We start from the raw sequence: 16,742 nt of genomic DNA, 5'->3' as shown, positions 1-16,742 counted from the left end.
GTGCTCGTGGGGTTGCCGCCTCCGCTCGCGTCGCCGGACCGGCCACTGCCCGCGGATCTGGCCGATGCGGTGTCGCACGGCTACAACTGTCGTTGTGTCGCAAGGCATTTCGGTCTCGACCCGATGGCGTACCAGGAATTGCCCGCCTGCTCGCTGAGCCAAGCCGAGTACGATGCGCTACTCACCAAAGCCTTCGCCATCCAGAACGAGGCCAAGAAACTCGCCGCGGCACGGGACGTCGCCGGTGCACAGCGGGCTTATGCACGGATGCGACAGCTCGCCCAGCAGCTCGACCGCGTCAGCCTCGAAGTCGCCGCGGTCAGCGATCTGGCCACGGTCTGCTACTCCGCGGGCGACCTCCGCAATGCGCGCCAGTGCGCGGAAGCCGTCCTCAACGTCTTCGCGGTCAGCACCGCCGCGATAGTCCACTTCGGACAGTACGCCGAACTGCGGATGATCGAAGGCTCTCGCGAGGTAGCGGAACGCGTCCTCATCTCACTGTCCACAGAGGAGGGTGACCTCGCCAGGGCACGCGAGTTGCTGGCGGATCAGCGGCGGCGCGCGGCGTTCCGGAAGGCCGCCGAACCCGGCCAGTTCCCGCGCGAACAACTCGACCCGCACGGTGCCGACGAGCTGGAGCTGCGCATCCTCGAAGTGCGCGTGCAGGTGGCCGCCGGGGACCCGGCCGGCGCGCGGGACGCGATCGACGAGATCCTGACTAGCCTGGACCGCCTCGCGGACATAGCCGAGGTGCGTGACCAGGTGGCGGCGCTGCAAGCCATGGCGCGGGCCGAACGCGCCCGGATCCGCCAGGCAGGCGGCGAGGAAGCGGACGCGACGGCGGATTTCCTGCGGCTCAACGCCCGGCACGAAGGTCCGACAGCGGCGAAATTCGCCATCAGCCTGGCCGAAACCCGCGCGCTCGACGGAGATTTCCGCGGCGCGATGGCGGCGATCGTCCAGGCCCGAGACGAACTCGCGGCGGCGGGGGTGACCGGCGACGTGGCCGAGGCGAGCTACGCGCTGGGCAGCTTGCTCCTGCTCGCCGGTGCTGCAGCACAGGCGCGAGAACAGTTCGAGCACGCGGGAAAGCTGTGGGCCGCGAACGGCGACACCCCCGGCGCGCGACGGCTCGTCGCGGCGCTGGCTCGCTGTGCGGCAGCCGACGGCGACTGGACGTCGGCGGAAGAGCACGTGGCCCAGCTCCAGGCGGCGGCGCGCGAGTCGGGCGAATGGCTGGAGTGCCTGCGAGCCGATTACCTCGCGGCCGCGATCGGCTACGAACGCGGCGAAGACCCGCGGGCGGTGCTGGACCTGCTGTTGCCGGTGACCCTCGCCGCGCAGGAGTACCGGTTCGCGTTCGCGTCGGCTCAGGCCCGCACAGCGTGGGCGAACAGCGTCGCGGGCCCAGCGGCGGAGCTGCTGATGGTCCTGCTGACCCAACTCCGCGAAACGCGGCTGACCGCGGAGCTGATCGAACGCGCGTGCGCGGTCGGGGCGTATCCGGAGGACCGTTCGCTGAACCTGACCGGCACGCTCCCCGCGCTGGCACCGCCGGTCGAGGACGGTCAGCTTCCCTTGGCAGCATTGGGTTCGGTCACCTCGTCGCTACCGCTCCGGCTCGCCCCGCCACCCGGGCTGCGCTGGTCACCGTCCTCGCCGATGGAGCTGGACGCCTGGTCCCAACTGGCCGCCGAGCGTTACGGATGCGGATCGGCACCGGGGACTGTCGAGACCTGGCCCGCCGCCGCACCCGGTCGCGAGACATTCATCCTGCGCTACGCCGACGCCGGGCACACCTACCTCAGCTGGCGCGCCACCAGCGACCTCGACACCGTCCACACGCACCCCATCGACGCCGATCTCGTCGACACCGCGCGCGGCTTCCTCGCCGAGGCTTCCCCGACACCGCGCGAAAGCGAGCCGGTCGCGGACGCGGTCCGTCGTTCGCTCGACGCTTTCGGCAGCTTCGCCGCTGAGCAACGCCTTGCTCGCGTCCTCGCGCTCAACCTCCTGCCCGCCGATCTCGTCGCGCAACTCCGTCGCGCCACGCGTCCGCTGTTGCGAATCCAGCCGTCCCCAGCACTCGCCGCGGTTCCGTGGGGCCTGCTAGCCCTGCCCGACCGTCGCCCGGACCACGCGCTCGACGCCGACGACGTCGACACTTGCTTCGACAGCGATGTCCGAATCCTCGACCTCGCCGACGTCTCGCTGCTCGCCCCCGCCGGAATCCCGCGCCGCGAACCGGCTCCCGGCGGGCCGCCCGTCTACCTGCTCGACCCGCGGATCCCCGGTCAGAGCGCGTTCGGCGAACTGGGATCCGTGCTCGGCAAGCAAACCGCCGCTTCCCCGCTGATCCGCCACCTCGACGCCCAACTCGCCGCAGGCCCGGTCCGCCCCGCCGCAGAGCGCGGCCTCGACTTGGTCCGCCGCACCGACACCGACCGCCGGCTCCTCGCCGACCTGCTGGCGGAACCGTGTTCGCGGCTGGTGTTCGCGGGGCACGTCAGCCGCATCCAGGACGTCCACGGTGCGCAGACCGCGCTGCATTTGTCGTGCTCGGCCGACCTGCCCGGCACCGCCGCGCCGATCGGGGCGCACCGGCCGTTCACCGCCGCGGACCTAGCGCTGTCCGGAGTGGACATGCCCGCGCGGGTCGCGCTGATCGGCTGCGCCAGCGCGAGCGACTTCGGCCTGCCGGAACCGTTCGGCGTCCTGCTCGCCGCGGTCGCCTCCGGGGCCGGTCTGGTGGCCGCGACAGTGTGGGCGCTGCCGACGTCGGCCGCGGTGCCGGGCGCGGATCCGATGGCTGAGTTGATCATCGCCGTGGACACCGCGCTTGCCGGAACGGACCCGGTTGCCGAGCTGTGCGCGTGGCAGCGGACCCGGCTCGCCCACTGGCGCGAACGGCCCGAACCAGCCCATTCCCCAGCCTTCTGGGCAGCCCTGACCTGCCTCGACGCCACCGACGACGCCAAAACTTGGGTTCGGTAGCAGCCCGCCCGCCCGAAGCTGTGTCCAGCACACCGGCACAGCGAAAGGGCACCCGATGTTCAAGAAGATCCGCGACAAAATCAACGAAGCCACCCAGCAGGGCATGGCGAAGGGCGCGCAGGACTTCCAGCAGCACGCCGAGCAGTTCCGGCAGGCGGCCGCCGCGCAGGGGCACGACATCACGCCGCAGTTGCCGACGCCGCAGCTCGCCGCGCAGGCGTACCGCAACGTCGCGGCCGACCCCGAGATGGCTGCGTTCCTGGCGCTGCCGATGCAGGAGCAGCTGCGCCAGCAGCAGGAACTGCAGGCCTACGGCACCGAACTGCGCCGGCTGTACGACACCGGCGAGAAGGCCACCCTGGTGATCCGCGCGCTGGAGCCCACCGGCCGGACGGTCGCCGGGCAGGCGCAGTACACCGCCACTCTGGAGGTCACCCGCGCCGACGGCATGATGTACCGGACGGTCACCCCGCTGATCACCCCGCAGGCGACGATCCAGCAGTACGCGCCCGGCACCCGGCACGAAGCCCGTCTCGACCCCGCCGATCCGGCGAAGGTCGCCGTGTTCGGCCCGATCGCGTAGGCGGCCGCGGTGTTCAACTCCTTGGCATTCGGGCTCCCGGAGGACCCTGAACAGAACCGGGCGTCGAGCCGGCGGCTGTGGCTTCTCGGGATTCCCACGACGCTCGCCTGGGCGGTCGCCGGCTGGTCCGGCGCGCTCGGGCTGCTGGACGGCTTCCGGCTGATGTCGCTGAACCGCGTCGGCGCGTGGGGGGCCGACGCGGGACCGGCGGGTTCGCTCGTGTTGTTCTTCAGCCTGGCGGTCACGATCGCGTCGTCGCTGGGATTCGCGATGCTGTGGGGCGGCGGGATGTCGTTGCGCCGCATGGGGATCAGCTTCCGGGCCAGCTCACTGGCGGCAGCGCTCGGCGTGACGCTGGGCAGCGGCGTGGCGGCTCCGTCGTGGACACCGCCGGAATCGGTGGGCGAACGGCTGCCCTTCCTCGACGGCAAGGCCGAGCCATGGTCCGATGTGGACTGGGTGATCTATTACGAGCCGTTTCTGGTGCCCGCGGTGTCCGGGCTCATCGCGCTGGTCCTGATCGTGGTGCTGCTGCGGTCTTTCCTCCGCGCGGCCGAAGCGGACGATCGCGAGCAGGCGCTGCGGCACTGCGGCCGCCAGGCGACGGGCGTCCTCACCCGGGTGGATTTCACCAACGTCTGGGTGATGGGGAATCCGCGATTCAGCGTTCACGTGCGGTTTCCCACCGAGACCGGCGAGCGCGAGGCCGTGACCACGATGATCACGCCGCTCTTCCAAGCCCCTTCCGAGGGTTCGGCAGTGCGGGTCCGCTACGACCCGCAGGACCCGAAAGCCGTTCTGGTGGAACCGGTTTCCCGCTGACCAAGTCTGGAGCACGTCCATGCGCACGATCGCGCTCGGTTTCCTGACCGGCATCGTCGTCGGAGCGACCGTCTGCTCGCTCGTCGTCGGGATCATCGTCGAAAGTGTTCCGCTGTTCGTGGCCGGGTTCGGAATTCCGCTCGGCTACGGCGTTCTCGTCTGGCTCGGCGGCCTGCCGCGACGCGCCCGCGAGGCGGCAGTCCCGCCGACAGTGGCACTCGCCCGGATCGAAAGCCTCCGCGCCGGCGGCACCGAAACGGGCGATCTCCCGGTCGAGTTCGTCCTCACGGTGGCGCCGGACGGGGAGCCGGCGCATCGCGCGACGGCGACCCGCACGGTCAACCTGGTCGATCTCCCGAGCTACCGCAAGGGCGACGTCCTGGTGGTCGCTTACCCGCCGGAGCGGCCGTGGAAGGTCCGGCTCGTGGACAACCCGACGCCGGAATGGCAGCGCCGGGCGGCGGAAGCGGTCATCGAACCCGCTCCCGAGTCCGCTCTGGTCGCCCCGCCGCCGGAGGGGTGCGCGGCCGGCGCCCTCACCCTTGTCGGGATACTGCTCGGCGCGGGCACCGTTCTCGGGCTCTTCCGCGCCGAACTGTTCGCTCCGGAAGCTCCGTCATCGCCGCCCGCGTCCTCCACGGAGACCACCTCCTCGGGGTCCGCGACGGTCGACGTCGGCCCCGACCAATCGTTGTTGGACGAGGGAGAGCTGCGCCGCGCCGTCGACGGGTTGGCCCAGGCCACGGACGTCTCGCAGACGCTCACCGCGGTCGTCCAGGAGCACCGGCTGACGGTCGTCTTCGCCCCGACCGGGGTCCAGGTCCCGCGATTCGACCTGCGCACCCTGCCCGTCACCGAGATCCCGCGCCTGGTGCGGAAAGCCTTGCAGACCCTCGACGTCGGGATACCGCAGACCTGGCAGGTCACCATCGCGCAGCTGCCGTCCGCACGCACCATCCGCGTCACGGTGACCGGTCCCAACGGCAGCGCCACCCTCGCTGAGTGATCAGCCCGTCAGTCCCAGCGAAGCGCCGAGCAGCAAAAGTCCTTTGGCGGTGCGCGGATCCGCGCCGGTCAGGTTGGCGATGCGCGACAGGCGATTGTCCACTGTGTTCGGATGGACGTGCAGCTTCCGCGCGGTCTCGCGACGGTTGAAGTCTGTCTCGAAATACGTCCGCAGCGTCGTCGTCAGATCAGGCTCGCCATCCAGCCGCGCCGCCAGCGCGCGCAACTGCGGGGTGGCCGCGCTGTCGTGGTTCAGCTGGTATTCGAAGAGGTGATCCGCAAGGACCGCAACGGTGTCCGGGACCGAGTTCAACCGCAGCAGCCGCTCTGCTTCCGCTACCGCCGCTGGGATTTCCGACAGTTCGGCCGCGTGGGCGAACGCGCCGGTGATCTCCACGCCCGTCGTCTGGTGCGCTCGCGGCACCGCCAGCCGCGCCTCGTCCAGCACCGCTTCGGCATTGTCCGAACCGGACGGAAGCAACAGCAGGCCGCCGTCGGGATCCAGCGCGGCGAGCACGTCTCCGGACAGTTCGCGACGCAGGTGCTGCAACAGCAACCGCACCTTCCGCTGCCCGGCGAGATGGCGGCCGACCGCGTCGCCGACGGAATCCGCTGGGTCGACGGCGAATCGCAGCGCCAGCACGCCGTACGCCGGGGCGAGCCGGACGTCCGCCGGCTCCGGGATCGACTCCCCCGCCGCCAGCCGCCGCACCAGCGCCCGCGCCGCCTCGCGTTGTTCGTGGTCCGCGGTCTGGAATTCCTTCTGGTGCGCCTGCACCGCCGCGTTCATCACCCGGTGCGTGCACTTCAGCAGCACCGCCGCCGCTCCGTCCGGCGGAGACCCGCCGGACAGGTCGTCGACCTCCGCCCACATCTCCTCGGCCACCAGGAGGTAGGCGTGCACGAACTCGCCGACCGGCAGCCCCTCCGCGCCTCGCTCCCGGCCGCGTTGCCGGAACAGCTCCAGCTCGTCCTCGCGCGGCTCGTTCCCCTCCCGCGCCGCGCGGGAGAACATCCGGCCGAACTCGCGGACCGTGTGCGCCATGTGCTGGTGCAGGTGTGCGGGCGCCTTGCCGCGGTAGTGCGGCGAGGTCTCGACGTACCGGCGGATCGTCCGCTCGGCCAGCTTCGGCAGCCGGTGCTCGAAGCTGCGCCACGACAGTTGTGACATGTCACAGCACGGTAGCCGAAAACCTGGGCAATGTGCGCTACCAGCTGGAGAGGCCAGCGGCGACAGTTGGGGTTGTGTCCATGACCGCGATCACAGGAGGTCCCGCACCGATGCGCTGCGAGCCGCTGTTCCGCCCGAAATCGGTCGCCGTGGTCGGCGTTTCCGCGACCACCGCGCTCTCCTGGGGACGGATCGCGCTGGACCGGCTGCTGCGCGGCGGCTACGGCGGCGAGGTCTTCGCGGTCTCCCGCCGCCCGCTCGATCTGCCCGGCGTCCGCACGGTCGGCTCGCTCGCCGAGATCGGCTACGGCCCCGACCTCGTGGTCCTCGCGACCCCGGCGGAAACGGTTCCCGCGCTGGTCAGGGAGGCGCGCGAACTCGGCTCCGGAGCGGTCGTCGTCTTCGCGTCGGGTTTCGCCGAGGGCGGCAACACCGCGCTGGAAGACGAACTGCGCGAAGCCGCCGGGGACCTGCCGGTGCTCGGCCCGAACTGCCTGGGCGTGGTGAGCCACCCGGCCGGAGTACAGCTGTCGACGACGGTTTTCCTCGACCGCGAGCGCGTGCCGCCGGGTCCGATCGCGATCGTCACGCAGAGCGGCGCGATGGGGTTCGTGCTCGCTGACCTGCTCGAACAGGCCGGGATCCGCTACTCCTACTACGCGAGCGTCGGGAACGAAGCCTGCCTGTCCAGCCACGAAATCGGCAGCGATCTGCTCGACCAGCCGGACGTCGAGGTGCTCGTGCTCTACCTCGAAGGCGTGCGTGACGCGGATGGTCTCCGCGCGCTCGGCCGTCAGGCGCGAGCGGCGGGCAAGACCGTGGTCGCGCTCGCGGTGGGCAGCAGCGCCGCCGGACGACAGGCCGCGCTGTCGCACACGGCGGCCGTCGCCGGTGATCACTTCTTGCTCGCTTCGCTGTGCCGTCAGGAAGGAATCCACCTGGTCACCGACGACGACCAACTCGTGGACGCGGTGCTCTGCGCCCGCAAAGGCACGACGCTTCCCCCGGCACCAAGGCTCGCCGTGCTCACCATGTCCGGTGGCGCGGGCGGCATCCTCGCCGACAACCTGACCGCGCTGGGAGTGCGGATTCCGCCGCTTTCCGGTGCGACGCGCGCGAAACTCGCGGAGGTCGGCGGCGTCGAGGCCGCCGACGAGAACCCCGTCGACCTCGGCGGCAACATCGACCGCTGGCTCGACCGGGTCGGCGATCTGCTCGGCGCGCTCGACGAGGACCCGGAATTGGACGGCGTCGTGCTCTATCTGACGTTCGGCGACCGGTTCCGCGAGCCCTACCACCGGCTGGCCGCGGCCGCCGCTGCGATGCGGACGCCGACGTGGTTCGTCTGGGCCTGCGCGCCGCCCGGCGAGCTGGCGAGCGTCGGACGGCCGGACACCGTGCTGCCCAGCATCGGCGCTCTCGTGCGTCGGCTTCGGGTGCTGGTGCCCGACCGGGTCCCCGAGCCCGCGCACCACGCCGCGGCCGATGACCGTCCAGTGTGGACTGAACTGCGTGCCATTCCGCTGTTGGAAGGCGCTGGCATCCCGCACGTGGACACCGTCGCCGGGGTCGATCTTGCCGCCAAGATAAGACAAAACGGCTGGCCGGGGCCGTATGTGGTCAAGGGCGACGCCGCCGACGTGCCGCACCGGGCCCGGGCCGGACTCGTCCGCGTCGGCGTCACGGCGGCTGAACTGCCCGCGGTGCTGGACACCCTCCAAGCGCGGCTGGACGAGGTCTCCACCGACCCGGACCGCACCCTCGTCGTGCAACCCCTGCTGCCGCACACCGCCGAGCTCGCCCTCGGGGCGACACGAGACCCGTTGTACGGCACGGCAATCGTCCTCGGCGCCGGCGGCGACCGCGCCGAAGACCCCACCGCACCCCGGCGCGCGCTGCTGCTCCCGGCTACCCCAGAGCAGCGGACGGAACTGGCCGCGTGGGCCGGCGACGTCCTCGCCGCACCGGTCCCCGCCGTCGCCGCCGGGATCGACGGGCTCGTCCGCATCCTCGGCGACCATCCGGAATTCGCCGAAGCCGACCTCAACCCGCTCTGCGTCACCGGCGACGACCTGGTCGCCGTCGACGCGCTCTTCACCGAGAACGCTCAGGAGGCATCCCGTGACTGACCTGCTCGACTACGCCGACAAGGTCTGGCGAGGCGAGGCCGACACCCGCGTCTACCACACCGGCACGCTGCGCAAGGACGGTCTGCACGAGCTGGCCGAGGGCGTCTGGATGTGGCCGGCGTTCGGCAACGTCTTCCTCTTCCCCACCGCCGACGGCCTGTTCTGCTTCGACACCGGCGAACGCCGCACCGCGAAGGACCTGTTCGGCGCAACCCGGGCCCGCACCGACGCGCCGCTGCACACCGCCGTCTACTCGCACGGCCACATCGACCACGTCTTCGGCGTCGGCCCGTTCGACCTCGAAGCCGAGGAGCGCGGCTGGCGTCGCCCGTCCGTGCTGGCCCATGAGAACACGCCGCCGCGCTTCGAGCGGTACGAACGCACCCGCGGCTACAACACGGTGATCAACCAGCGGCAGTTCCAGTCGCCCGGATTCCGTTGGCCGGACCGCTACCGGCACCCCGACGTCACCTACCGCGACACCACGACCCTGCGGATCGGCGACCTGGACGTCCAGTTGAAGCACGGCCGCGGCGAGACGGACGACGCCACGATCGCGTGGTTGCCCGACCGGAAAATCCTGTGCTGCGGCGACTTCTTCATCTGGTCCTCCCCCAACCCGGGCAACCCGCAGAAGGTCCAGCGCTACGCCGCCGAGTGGGCGCGGGCGCTGCGCTGGATGGCTGGGCTGGGCGCGGAGCTGCTGCTGCCCGGGCACGGCGTGCCGATCGTGGGCGCGGACCGCATCCGGACCGCGCTGTCCGACACCGCCGAGTTCCTCGAGACCCTGCACGACCAGACCGTGGACGCGATGAACGCGGGAGCCACGCTCGACGAGGTCGTGCACGGCGTCACCGCGCCCGCCGAACTGCTGGCCAAGCCGTATCTCAAACCGTCCTACGACGAGCCGGAGTTCGTCGTCCGCAACGTCTGGCGGCTCTACGGCGGTTGGTACGACGGCAACCCGGCCAACCTCAAACCCGCGCGCCGCGCCGAGCTGTCCCGCGAACTCGCCGACCTGTCCGGCGGCTCCGACCGGCTGGCCGCGCGAGCACGGGAACTGCTCACCGCCGGCGAACACCGGCTGGCCGGGCACTTCGCCCAGCTCGCCGTGGACGCGGCCCCGGACGACGAAACCGCGCACACCGCCCGCGCGGAAGTGTTCACCGCCTTGGAAAAGGCCGCGACCTCGACGATGGCCAAGGGCGTCTACGCCTGGGCCGCCGCCGAATCCCAAGCCGTGCTCGACGGAACCGACCGCGCCGAACAACTGCGCGCCCGCACCGCGGGCCGCACCCGCTGGGCCTTCTGACCCGCCTTCCGCACCACCCCGTCCGACAACGACGTTGAAATGGGGACCCCATGATGAACGCTCCCGCTCTCCCCGCCGAAACCGCCGCCGGCGCGCGCACCCGCGGCACCAGCGCCCGCGGCTGGGTCGTCACCGGGCTGCTGCTGGTGTTCATGCTGATCAACTTCGCGGACAAGGCCGTGCTCGGCCTCGCCGCGAAACCGCTGATGCACGATCTCGGCCTGTCGCCCGAGGCGTACGGCCTGATCAGCAGCGGGTTCTACTTCCTGTTCAGTATTTCCGCGATCGTGGTCGGCTTCGTGTCGAACCGCGTGCCGACCAAGTGGATCCTGCTGGTGCTGGGGGTCGTCTGGGCGCTGACGCAGGCCCCGATGCTCGGCACTGTCGGGTTCGGCGCGGTGCTGGTCAGCCGGATCGTGCTCGGGGCCGCGGAGGGCCCGGCGAACCCGCTGGCCATGCACGCGGCGTACAAGTGGTTCCCCAACGAGAAACGCGGCCTGCCGAGCGCGTTGCTGAACGCCGGTTCCGGCATCGGCGTGGCGCTCGCGTCGCCGCTGCTGACCGCGCTGATCGTCGGGTACGGCTGGCGGTGGGCGTTCTTCGCGCTGCTCGTCGTCGGCCTCCTGTGGTCGGTGCTGTGGGCGATCTTCGGGCGGGAGGGCAAGGTCGCCGGAACCGCGTCGGTGCACGCGAACGCGGTCAAGTCCGAAGCGGACGAACCGCGTGTCCCGTACCGGCGGATCCTGCTGAACGGCACCTGGCTCGGCGGGTTCCTGGCCGGATTCGCCGCGTACTGGGCGCTGGCCGTGCTGGTCGCGTGGGTGCCGCACTACCTGGAAACGGCGTTGCACTACAGCACGGTGACCACCGGGACCCTGGTCGCGCTGCCGTGGATCGCCTCGGTCGTGTTCAACCTCGCCCAGGGCGCGCTGAGCGACCGGCTGATGCGGCGCGGCGTGTCGAGCCGGGTGGCGCGCGGCGTGCTCGGCGGGATCGCGGTGCTGATCTCCGGGCTCGCGATGCTGCTGTTCCCGCACACCGGCGGCTGGTTCCAGATCGCGTTGCTGACCGTCGCGTTCAGCCTGGGTGGGGTCGTGTTCGCGCTCGGCGTCACGATGAACGCCGAGATCAGCCCGACCCGCCAGCGCGGCGCGGTGCTGTCCATCACCGTCGGCCTGGTGACTACCGCCGGACTGCTCGCCCCGTACCTCACCGGACGGCTGATCCAGGCCGCTTCGTCGCCGGTCAGCGGCTTCACGCTCGCCTTCACGATCAGCGGCCTGCTGTCCATTGCGGGCGGTCTGCTGGCCGTCTTCTTCGTCAATCCCGACCGCACCGCGCGGCGGCTCGGGCTCCGCACCGAGGTGGTTCGCTGATGCCTTTCCAGGACACCAAAAACCCGCTCTACGGCAGCGGCCGGATCACCGAGGTCGCGCCCGGCGTGCGCTCGATCGGCTTGCAGGGCAACAGCCTGGCGGTGGAAACCGCGTCGGGCCTCGTCGTGGTCGACACCGGACCGTCCCCGGACCTTGTCGCGCCGGTGCTGGACCAGCTGCGCGAACCGGTGCGGTGGATCGTCTACAGCCATGGGCATCTCGGCTACAACTACGGCGTTCCCGGATTCTTCGATTACGCGGCCGCGCACGGCGAACGCCGCCCGACCGTCGTGGCGCACGAGAACGTCGTCCGGCGCTACCAGCGGTATCTCGAGACGGCCGGATTGCAGAACCACATCAACACCCGGCAGTTCCGCCGTCCGATGGACGATCTGTCGGCTCCCCCGCCGCTCACCTTCCCCGACCAGACCTACCGGGAAGCGCTGACGTTGACCCCGGACGTCCGGCTGCTGTGGGCGCCCTCCGAAACCGATGACGTGACCGCAGTGTGGCTGCCTTCCCAACGGGTTCTGTACGGCAGTGCCGCGGTGATCAACGGCATCCCCAACATCGGGACGCCCATGCGGACCATGCGCGACACCGTCCGCTGGGCCGACACCCTGGACCGGCTCGCCGCACTCAACCCGGCGGTCCTGGTGCCGGAATTCGGCCCGGTGGTGCGCGAGGACCCGGTCCGGCAGCTCACCATGACCGCCGCCGCGCTCCGGTGGCTGCGCAGCGCGGTGGTGGACGAGCTCAACCGGGGCCGGAGGATGGACGACATCGTGCACGATCTCCGGTACCCGGCCGAGTTGTTCGACGTGCCGTGGATGCGCGAGCACTACGGGCACCGGGAGTACATCGTCCGGGACATAGTCCGCTCGGAAACCGGGTGGTGGGACGGAAACCCGACGACCCTGCACCCGTCCCGCCCGGACGTCGCGGCCGCTGCCCGCGCGGAGGCGATCACGGACAAGCAGGCTGTGCTCGACCACGCCGAACGGCTGCGCGGTGACGGGCGGGTGCAGGAGGCGTTGCATGTCATCGATTTGCTGGCGCTCGCGCCTGGCGATGATCCGTTGGTGAAGCAGGCTCGGGCGATGAAGGAAGAGCTGTGCGCAGTGCGGGCGGAGGAGGCTAGCAGTTACGTGTCGCGGAGTTTTTACCGCAGCGGGTGGTGATGCCGCGGGGACACTTGGCGTCCGCCCAGCGCCGAAGGGATCACCGACAAGCACGCGGTGCCCGACCACGCCGAACGGCTGCGCGGTGACGAACGCGCGCCCGGCGACGATCCACTGACGAGGCAGGCGCGGGCGATGAAGGACGAATTGTGCGCCGTACGGGCAGAGAAAGCCAGCAGTTACGTGTCGCGGAGTTTCTACCGCAGCGGATGGTGATGCCGCAGCGACAGTTGGCGACCGGCCAGCGCCGAGGGGATCACGTGCAAGCACGCGGTACTCGACCACGCCGAACGGCTGCGCGGCGACGGACGCGCGCCCAGCGACGATCCACTGATGAGGCAGGCGCGGGCGATGAAGGAAGAGCTGCGCGCGGTGCGGGCGCAGGAAGCCAGCAGTTACGTCTCGCGGAGTTTCTACCGCAGCGGCTGGTGATACCGCGGCGACAGTTGGCCTCCGGCCAGCGCCGACCTTCGGAAGCACAGACCGCAGCAACCGAGGCAAGCGTGGTCGAGACAACCACGACAGGAACCTCCACATTCTTCGCCCTCGGCTAAGCAAGAGGAGCCCCCGACACCGCAGCCTCAGGTCGGCGCAAAGCCGCGAGCTGCAACCCGAGCACAACGCCGACCCCGATCGCTGCGGTGGACACAATCGCCTCCGCTACCGCGTCCCAGGCGCCGGGGATCCGTGCGAATACCTGCGACAGGCTCAAATACAGCGCAGGCCCCGGCAGCACCGCACCCGTCAAGCCCGGGATCGTGACCACCGCGGTCGGCACCTTCAGCGTCCGCGAAGCCACCCCCGCCAGCACACCTAACACCGTCGTGGCAAGGAAAATCGACACCGGAGCCGACAGGCCGAGCGCGGACCGGCCCGTCCAGTTGGCCAGTGACGTCACGATCCCGGCCCCGCACGCGAGCAGCCACCAGCGCGCGGGCGTGCCCATCAGGATCGCGTTGCCCAGTGCACCCACCAGGGCCGTCACCGGGACCAGGGCCAGCGGCAGCGCGGCGAGTTGCACCCGGCTGGCCGCGCCGAGGATGTCGAGGTCGTTCGCCACCGACACCACGACCATCACGCCGGTCGCGATCGCCCCGGTGAGCAGCAGGACCGTCACGATCCGGGCGGCCGCCATCAGGTGGAAGTCGCCGACCGCGTCCTCGACCAGCGACACCAGCGACAGGATCGGCAACAGCAGCACCAGGTTCGCCGCCGAAAGGCTCGCCGCCTCGTGCCCGGTGAGCACTCCGAGCGACAGCAAGGAGATCGCGACGACCAGCACCGTGCTGGCTTTGGCCGCGACCTGGAAGAACTCCGCGATGCCGACCGTGCTCAACGCCCAACCCACCCGGTTGGCGAGAACGAACAACCCGGCCGACACCGCCGCGGCGAGCGCGGTTCCGTTCGCCTGAAGGCAAATCATCGCGGCGAGCAGGCATCCGCCGAGCAAACTTACGTACCACGGCCAAGTCGGCCCCGCTTGAGCGAGGATTCCGGCGTCGCGCTCGGCTTCGGCAGGCGAAATCGTACCGGCGGCGGCGCGGACGGCGAGCGCCTCCAAATCTCCCATCCGGCCGATGTCGCGCGCGTCGTTCGCCTGCACGCTCCCGAACAGCACCAGCGGTTCTCCCCCGCCGCCGCAGTATTGGAGGTGAATTGCCCGTACTCCCACCGAAATCCGCAAATCCTCGATGCCGCCCGCCGCGGCCAGCCCGCGGACTGTGCGCACGACGACGGCAGTTTCGATGCCCTGCCGGAACATCTGCATCGCCACCTCGAGGGCGAAGCTCAGCACCCGTCGCGCCCGTTCGCGCTCGTCCACTGCCATGCCCCGCACTTTAAGCAGCCGCCCCGACAAGAAAGCGCCCGCGAACGCGCCGAACGGAACCCTTCGCCCGATCGTGGCGGATCCTGACTTCCGCTTAGCAGAACACCCCCGGACAGCCGCTTGCGCGAGCGACCGCGAGGGCCACACTTTGGAGTGAACCGCCGCGAAACCTGTGACACGGCCCACATCTGAACCGATACACCTTCTGCCGTGCCTCGTACCGCATCGCGCGCCGAACGGCAGGACCTGGGGGAACCGCACGTGCTGACCGCCGCAGAACTCTTTGTCCGGCAAGCCTTCCGGCGACCAGCGGCGGGAACGGCCGTGCCGGAGCCGGTCGTCGCGCTGCTCGGGCCGAAGGGTTCGGGCAAGAGCACCGCGCTCAAAACGATCTCCGGAGCCTGCGGCGGCACGCTCGTCCACGCCCGGCTCGATTTCCAGGACGCCCAGGTCGCCGATCCGATCTCCGCCGCGGCGTACGTGTCCTTCCTACTCGCCCGGCACTGGGACAACCTGCCGCGCGACCCGGCCTTCCACCGCGTCGGGCTTTCCCTGCTGGCACTGAACGAAACCCTGCCGCAGGACCGGGACGCGGCCCGGGCGCACGTCCTCCAGCTCGTCGGGAGCTACTTGCACCAGGGCGACGAGCACCCGGTCGCGGACCTGGCCGGCGAGGCGGTCCGGTTCGCGCTGTCGCTGTCCGGGATCGGCGCGCAGGTGCCGGGACCCGCCGTCCAGCAAGCGGTCAGCAGCGGAATCGGCGCGCTGCTGCGGCTCGCGAACCGGCGGCGGCGAAGCGTGCGGCAGGCGCTGAAATGGTTCAGCGGCTTGCTGGAGGGAGCCAGCACGATCGACTCGCTGATCGACCTGAGCCAGCGCAGTTCGGACCCGGTCCCACACGTGCTGAACGCGTTCCTGACCGATTTGTCGCGCAGTGCCGATCAATGGACGACGCCGGTGCGCCGGTGCGAATGCCTGGCCCCGCACAGACAGGACGTCCCGCACGAGCACGCCTGGGCGCTGCTGATCGACAACGTCGATGCCACCCCCGCCGGCCGCGAATTCCTCTCCGCGTTCGTGCGTGCACGGCAGAATCGGCTGCCTGAACGCGATCCGCTGCTGATCGTGGCGGCGATGGACCGGTGGTCGTCCGCCTGGGGGCACTGGTGGCGGGAACCGTGGCGGACGAAGGCGGACTGCCCGGACAAGCGGCCGATCCCTCTGCTCTCCCAGGCCGATTTCAAGCAGTGGACCCATCATCTCGCCGCCACTGCCGACCGGGGCGACTCCCCGACCCGTGCGTGGTATCCAGTGTGGCTGGACCCGCCCGGTCCCGAAGTGCTGCGCAAGCTCGCCCCGACCCCGCCGGACGGCTGGGAACCGGCTGTCTTCGACGAGTTCGTCCAGCGGCTCTCCGGCGGCCTGCCCGCCGCCGCGCAGGAGATCGGCCGCCGCGCCGGCGAACTGCCGGACGACGCCGGCCCGCCCGCCCGGTCGCTGCTGTTCCAGCCGCACAACGGAATCGCGCTGTGGGAACGCGCGCTGACCTCTTTCCTGCCCCGGTCGCTGCTGGCGGACTCGCTGCCGGCCGTCGTTCCGCAGGCGGTCGCGGTGGGGGTGCGGCTCGGCCAGCCGGGACAGTCGGCCCCGCTGGATCCGGCCGCCTTCCCCGACGCGAACGACATCCTGCGCGCACTGCGGGAAAACCTGTGGGTCAGCACCTTCGCCGCCCGGCCCTCGCGGCTGTGGCCGGTCGCCGTCCCCGGGCGGGAACACCCGGCGGCCCTGCACCCGTGGCTCCTCGCCTGCCTGCTGGCCGGTCTGCACGCGCAGAGCGCCGCCGACCGCCATCCGGTAGCCATGACGTGGGCCGAGGTGTTCCGGCGGATGGCGAACACCTGCGCCGAGCCGACCGGCGAGGCCGAGGACCAGGCCCGGCGGCTGTATTACGCCCTCGCCTGCGACAACTTCGCGGCCGTCGTCGACGAATTGGTCACCGAATTCGCCAAGAGCGGGCACCCGGATTGGGTCCGGCTGGTCGACCAGATCACGCGGGCGCCGTGCCGCCTGGCCGCGGTCGAGCCGACCGACGACAGCGTCGCGAAGCTCGTGCCGGACGGGCAGCCGGGACGGGAGTCCGCCGAAGCCGCGATCACCAGCATCGTCGCGCGGCTCTGGCTCTACCACGATCCGCACACCGTTCCCAGCCCGGCGCACGACCAGCGGATCTCCAAGAACTTCACCAGATTGGCCGGCAATTACGCGGCCCGTGACGACACCGACGCGCTGACCGACGCCGCCGCGCAATTCGGCGGCCGGTGAAAGCCTCTTTCCCGACAGG

12 protein-coding genes are annotated in these 16,742 nt (G+C 70.8%); 10 read left to right on the top strand and 2 right to left on the bottom strand.

Annotated elements, in window-relative coordinates:
* From FKO37_RS24265 to FKO37_RS24250, 4 genes are read left to right on the top strand one after another with little or no spacing between them, the layout of a single operon-like run.
* Positions 1-2,994: a CHAT domain-containing protein gene (locus FKO37_RS24265; RefSeq protein WP_238605860.1), complete on the top strand. Its 2,994-nt coding sequence runs from the start codon at positions 1-3 to the stop codon at positions 2,992-2,994.
* Between the two features lie 55 nt (positions 2,995-3,049).
* Positions 3,050-3,577 carry a hypothetical protein gene (locus tag FKO37_RS24260; protein ID WP_238605859.1) on the top strand — a complete coding sequence of 176 codons (528 nt, stop codon included), beginning with the start codon at positions 3,050-3,052 and terminating at the stop codon, positions 3,575-3,577.
* A 9-nt stretch (positions 3,578-3,586) separates the two neighbouring features.
* Positions 3,587-4,399, top strand: coding sequence for a DUF3592 domain-containing protein (locus FKO37_RS24255; RefSeq protein ID WP_238605858.1), 813 nt, complete (start codon positions 3,587-3,589; stop codon positions 4,397-4,399).
* A 19-nt stretch (positions 4,400-4,418) separates the two neighbouring features.
* On the top strand, positions 4,419-5,405 hold the full coding sequence (locus FKO37_RS24250) for a hypothetical protein (RefSeq protein WP_238605857.1): 987 nt from the start codon (positions 4,419-4,421) through the stop codon (positions 5,403-5,405).
* On the opposite strand, the gene FKO37_RS24245 is transcribed toward FKO37_RS24250, so the two are convergent.
* Complete coding sequence (locus FKO37_RS24245; RefSeq protein WP_238605856.1) at positions 5,406-6,575, bottom strand: CdaR family transcriptional regulator; 1,170 nt, start codon at positions 6,573-6,575, stop codon at positions 5,406-5,408.
* An 80-nt stretch (positions 6,576-6,655) separates the two neighbouring features.
* On the opposite strand from FKO37_RS24245, the gene FKO37_RS24240 reads away from it, so the two are divergent.
* From FKO37_RS24240 to FKO37_RS24220, 5 genes are read left to right on the top strand one after another with little or no spacing between them, the layout of a single operon-like run.
* Positions 6,656-8,704 carry an acetate--CoA ligase family protein gene (locus tag FKO37_RS24240; RefSeq protein WP_238605855.1) on the top strand — a complete coding sequence of 683 codons (2,049 nt, stop codon included), beginning with the start codon at positions 6,656-6,658 and terminating at the stop codon, positions 8,702-8,704.
* Positions 8,697-10,016, top strand: a complete 1,320-nt coding sequence (locus FKO37_RS24235) for an alkyl sulfatase dimerization domain-containing protein (RefSeq protein WP_238605854.1) — start codon at positions 8,697-8,699, stop codon at positions 10,014-10,016. Before FKO37_RS24240 ends, FKO37_RS24235 begins: the two co-directional genes overlap by 8 nt.
* Before the next feature lie 50 nt (positions 10,017-10,066).
* Positions 10,067-11,392: an MFS transporter gene (locus FKO37_RS24230; protein ID WP_238605853.1), complete on the top strand. Its 1,326-nt coding sequence runs from the start codon at positions 10,067-10,069 to the stop codon at positions 11,390-11,392.
* Positions 11,392-12,573 carry an alkyl sulfatase dimerization domain-containing protein gene (locus tag FKO37_RS24225; RefSeq protein ID WP_238605852.1) on the top strand — a complete coding sequence of 394 codons (1,182 nt, stop codon included), beginning with the start codon at positions 11,392-11,394 and terminating at the stop codon, positions 12,571-12,573. Before FKO37_RS24230 ends, FKO37_RS24225 begins: the two co-directional genes overlap by 1 nt.
* A gap of 57 nt (positions 12,574-12,630) precedes the next feature.
* Positions 12,631-12,789: a hypothetical protein gene (locus tag FKO37_RS24220; RefSeq protein WP_238605851.1), complete on the top strand. Its 159-nt coding sequence runs from the start codon at positions 12,631-12,633 to the stop codon at positions 12,787-12,789.
* 334 nt (positions 12,790-13,123) lie between these two features.
* Here FKO37_RS24220 and FKO37_RS24215 read toward each other — a convergent pair whose 3' ends face one another.
* Positions 13,124-14,401 (bottom strand): threonine/serine exporter family protein, encoded by a 1,278-nt coding sequence (locus tag FKO37_RS24215; protein ID WP_238605850.1) that lies wholly within the window; start codon positions 14,399-14,401, stop codon positions 13,124-13,126.
* Positions 14,402-14,611: 210 nt separating this feature from the next.
* Here FKO37_RS24215 and FKO37_RS24210 point away from each other — a divergent pair, with 210 nt between their 5' ends.
* Positions 14,612-16,723: a hypothetical protein gene (locus tag FKO37_RS24210; protein WP_238605849.1), complete on the top strand. Its 2,112-nt coding sequence runs from the start codon at positions 14,612-14,614 to the stop codon at positions 16,721-16,723.
* The last annotated feature ends 19 nt before the right edge of the window (positions 16,724-16,742 follow it).

It is taken from the genome of Amycolatopsis sp. Poz14 (genome assembly GCF_006704225.1).
GTDB lineage: Bacteria > Actinomycetota > Actinomycetes > Mycobacteriales > Pseudonocardiaceae > Amycolatopsis > Amycolatopsis nivea.
Note: the sequence above shows the minus strand (reverse complement) of the source record. Positions and strands in the feature narration are given on the sequence as shown.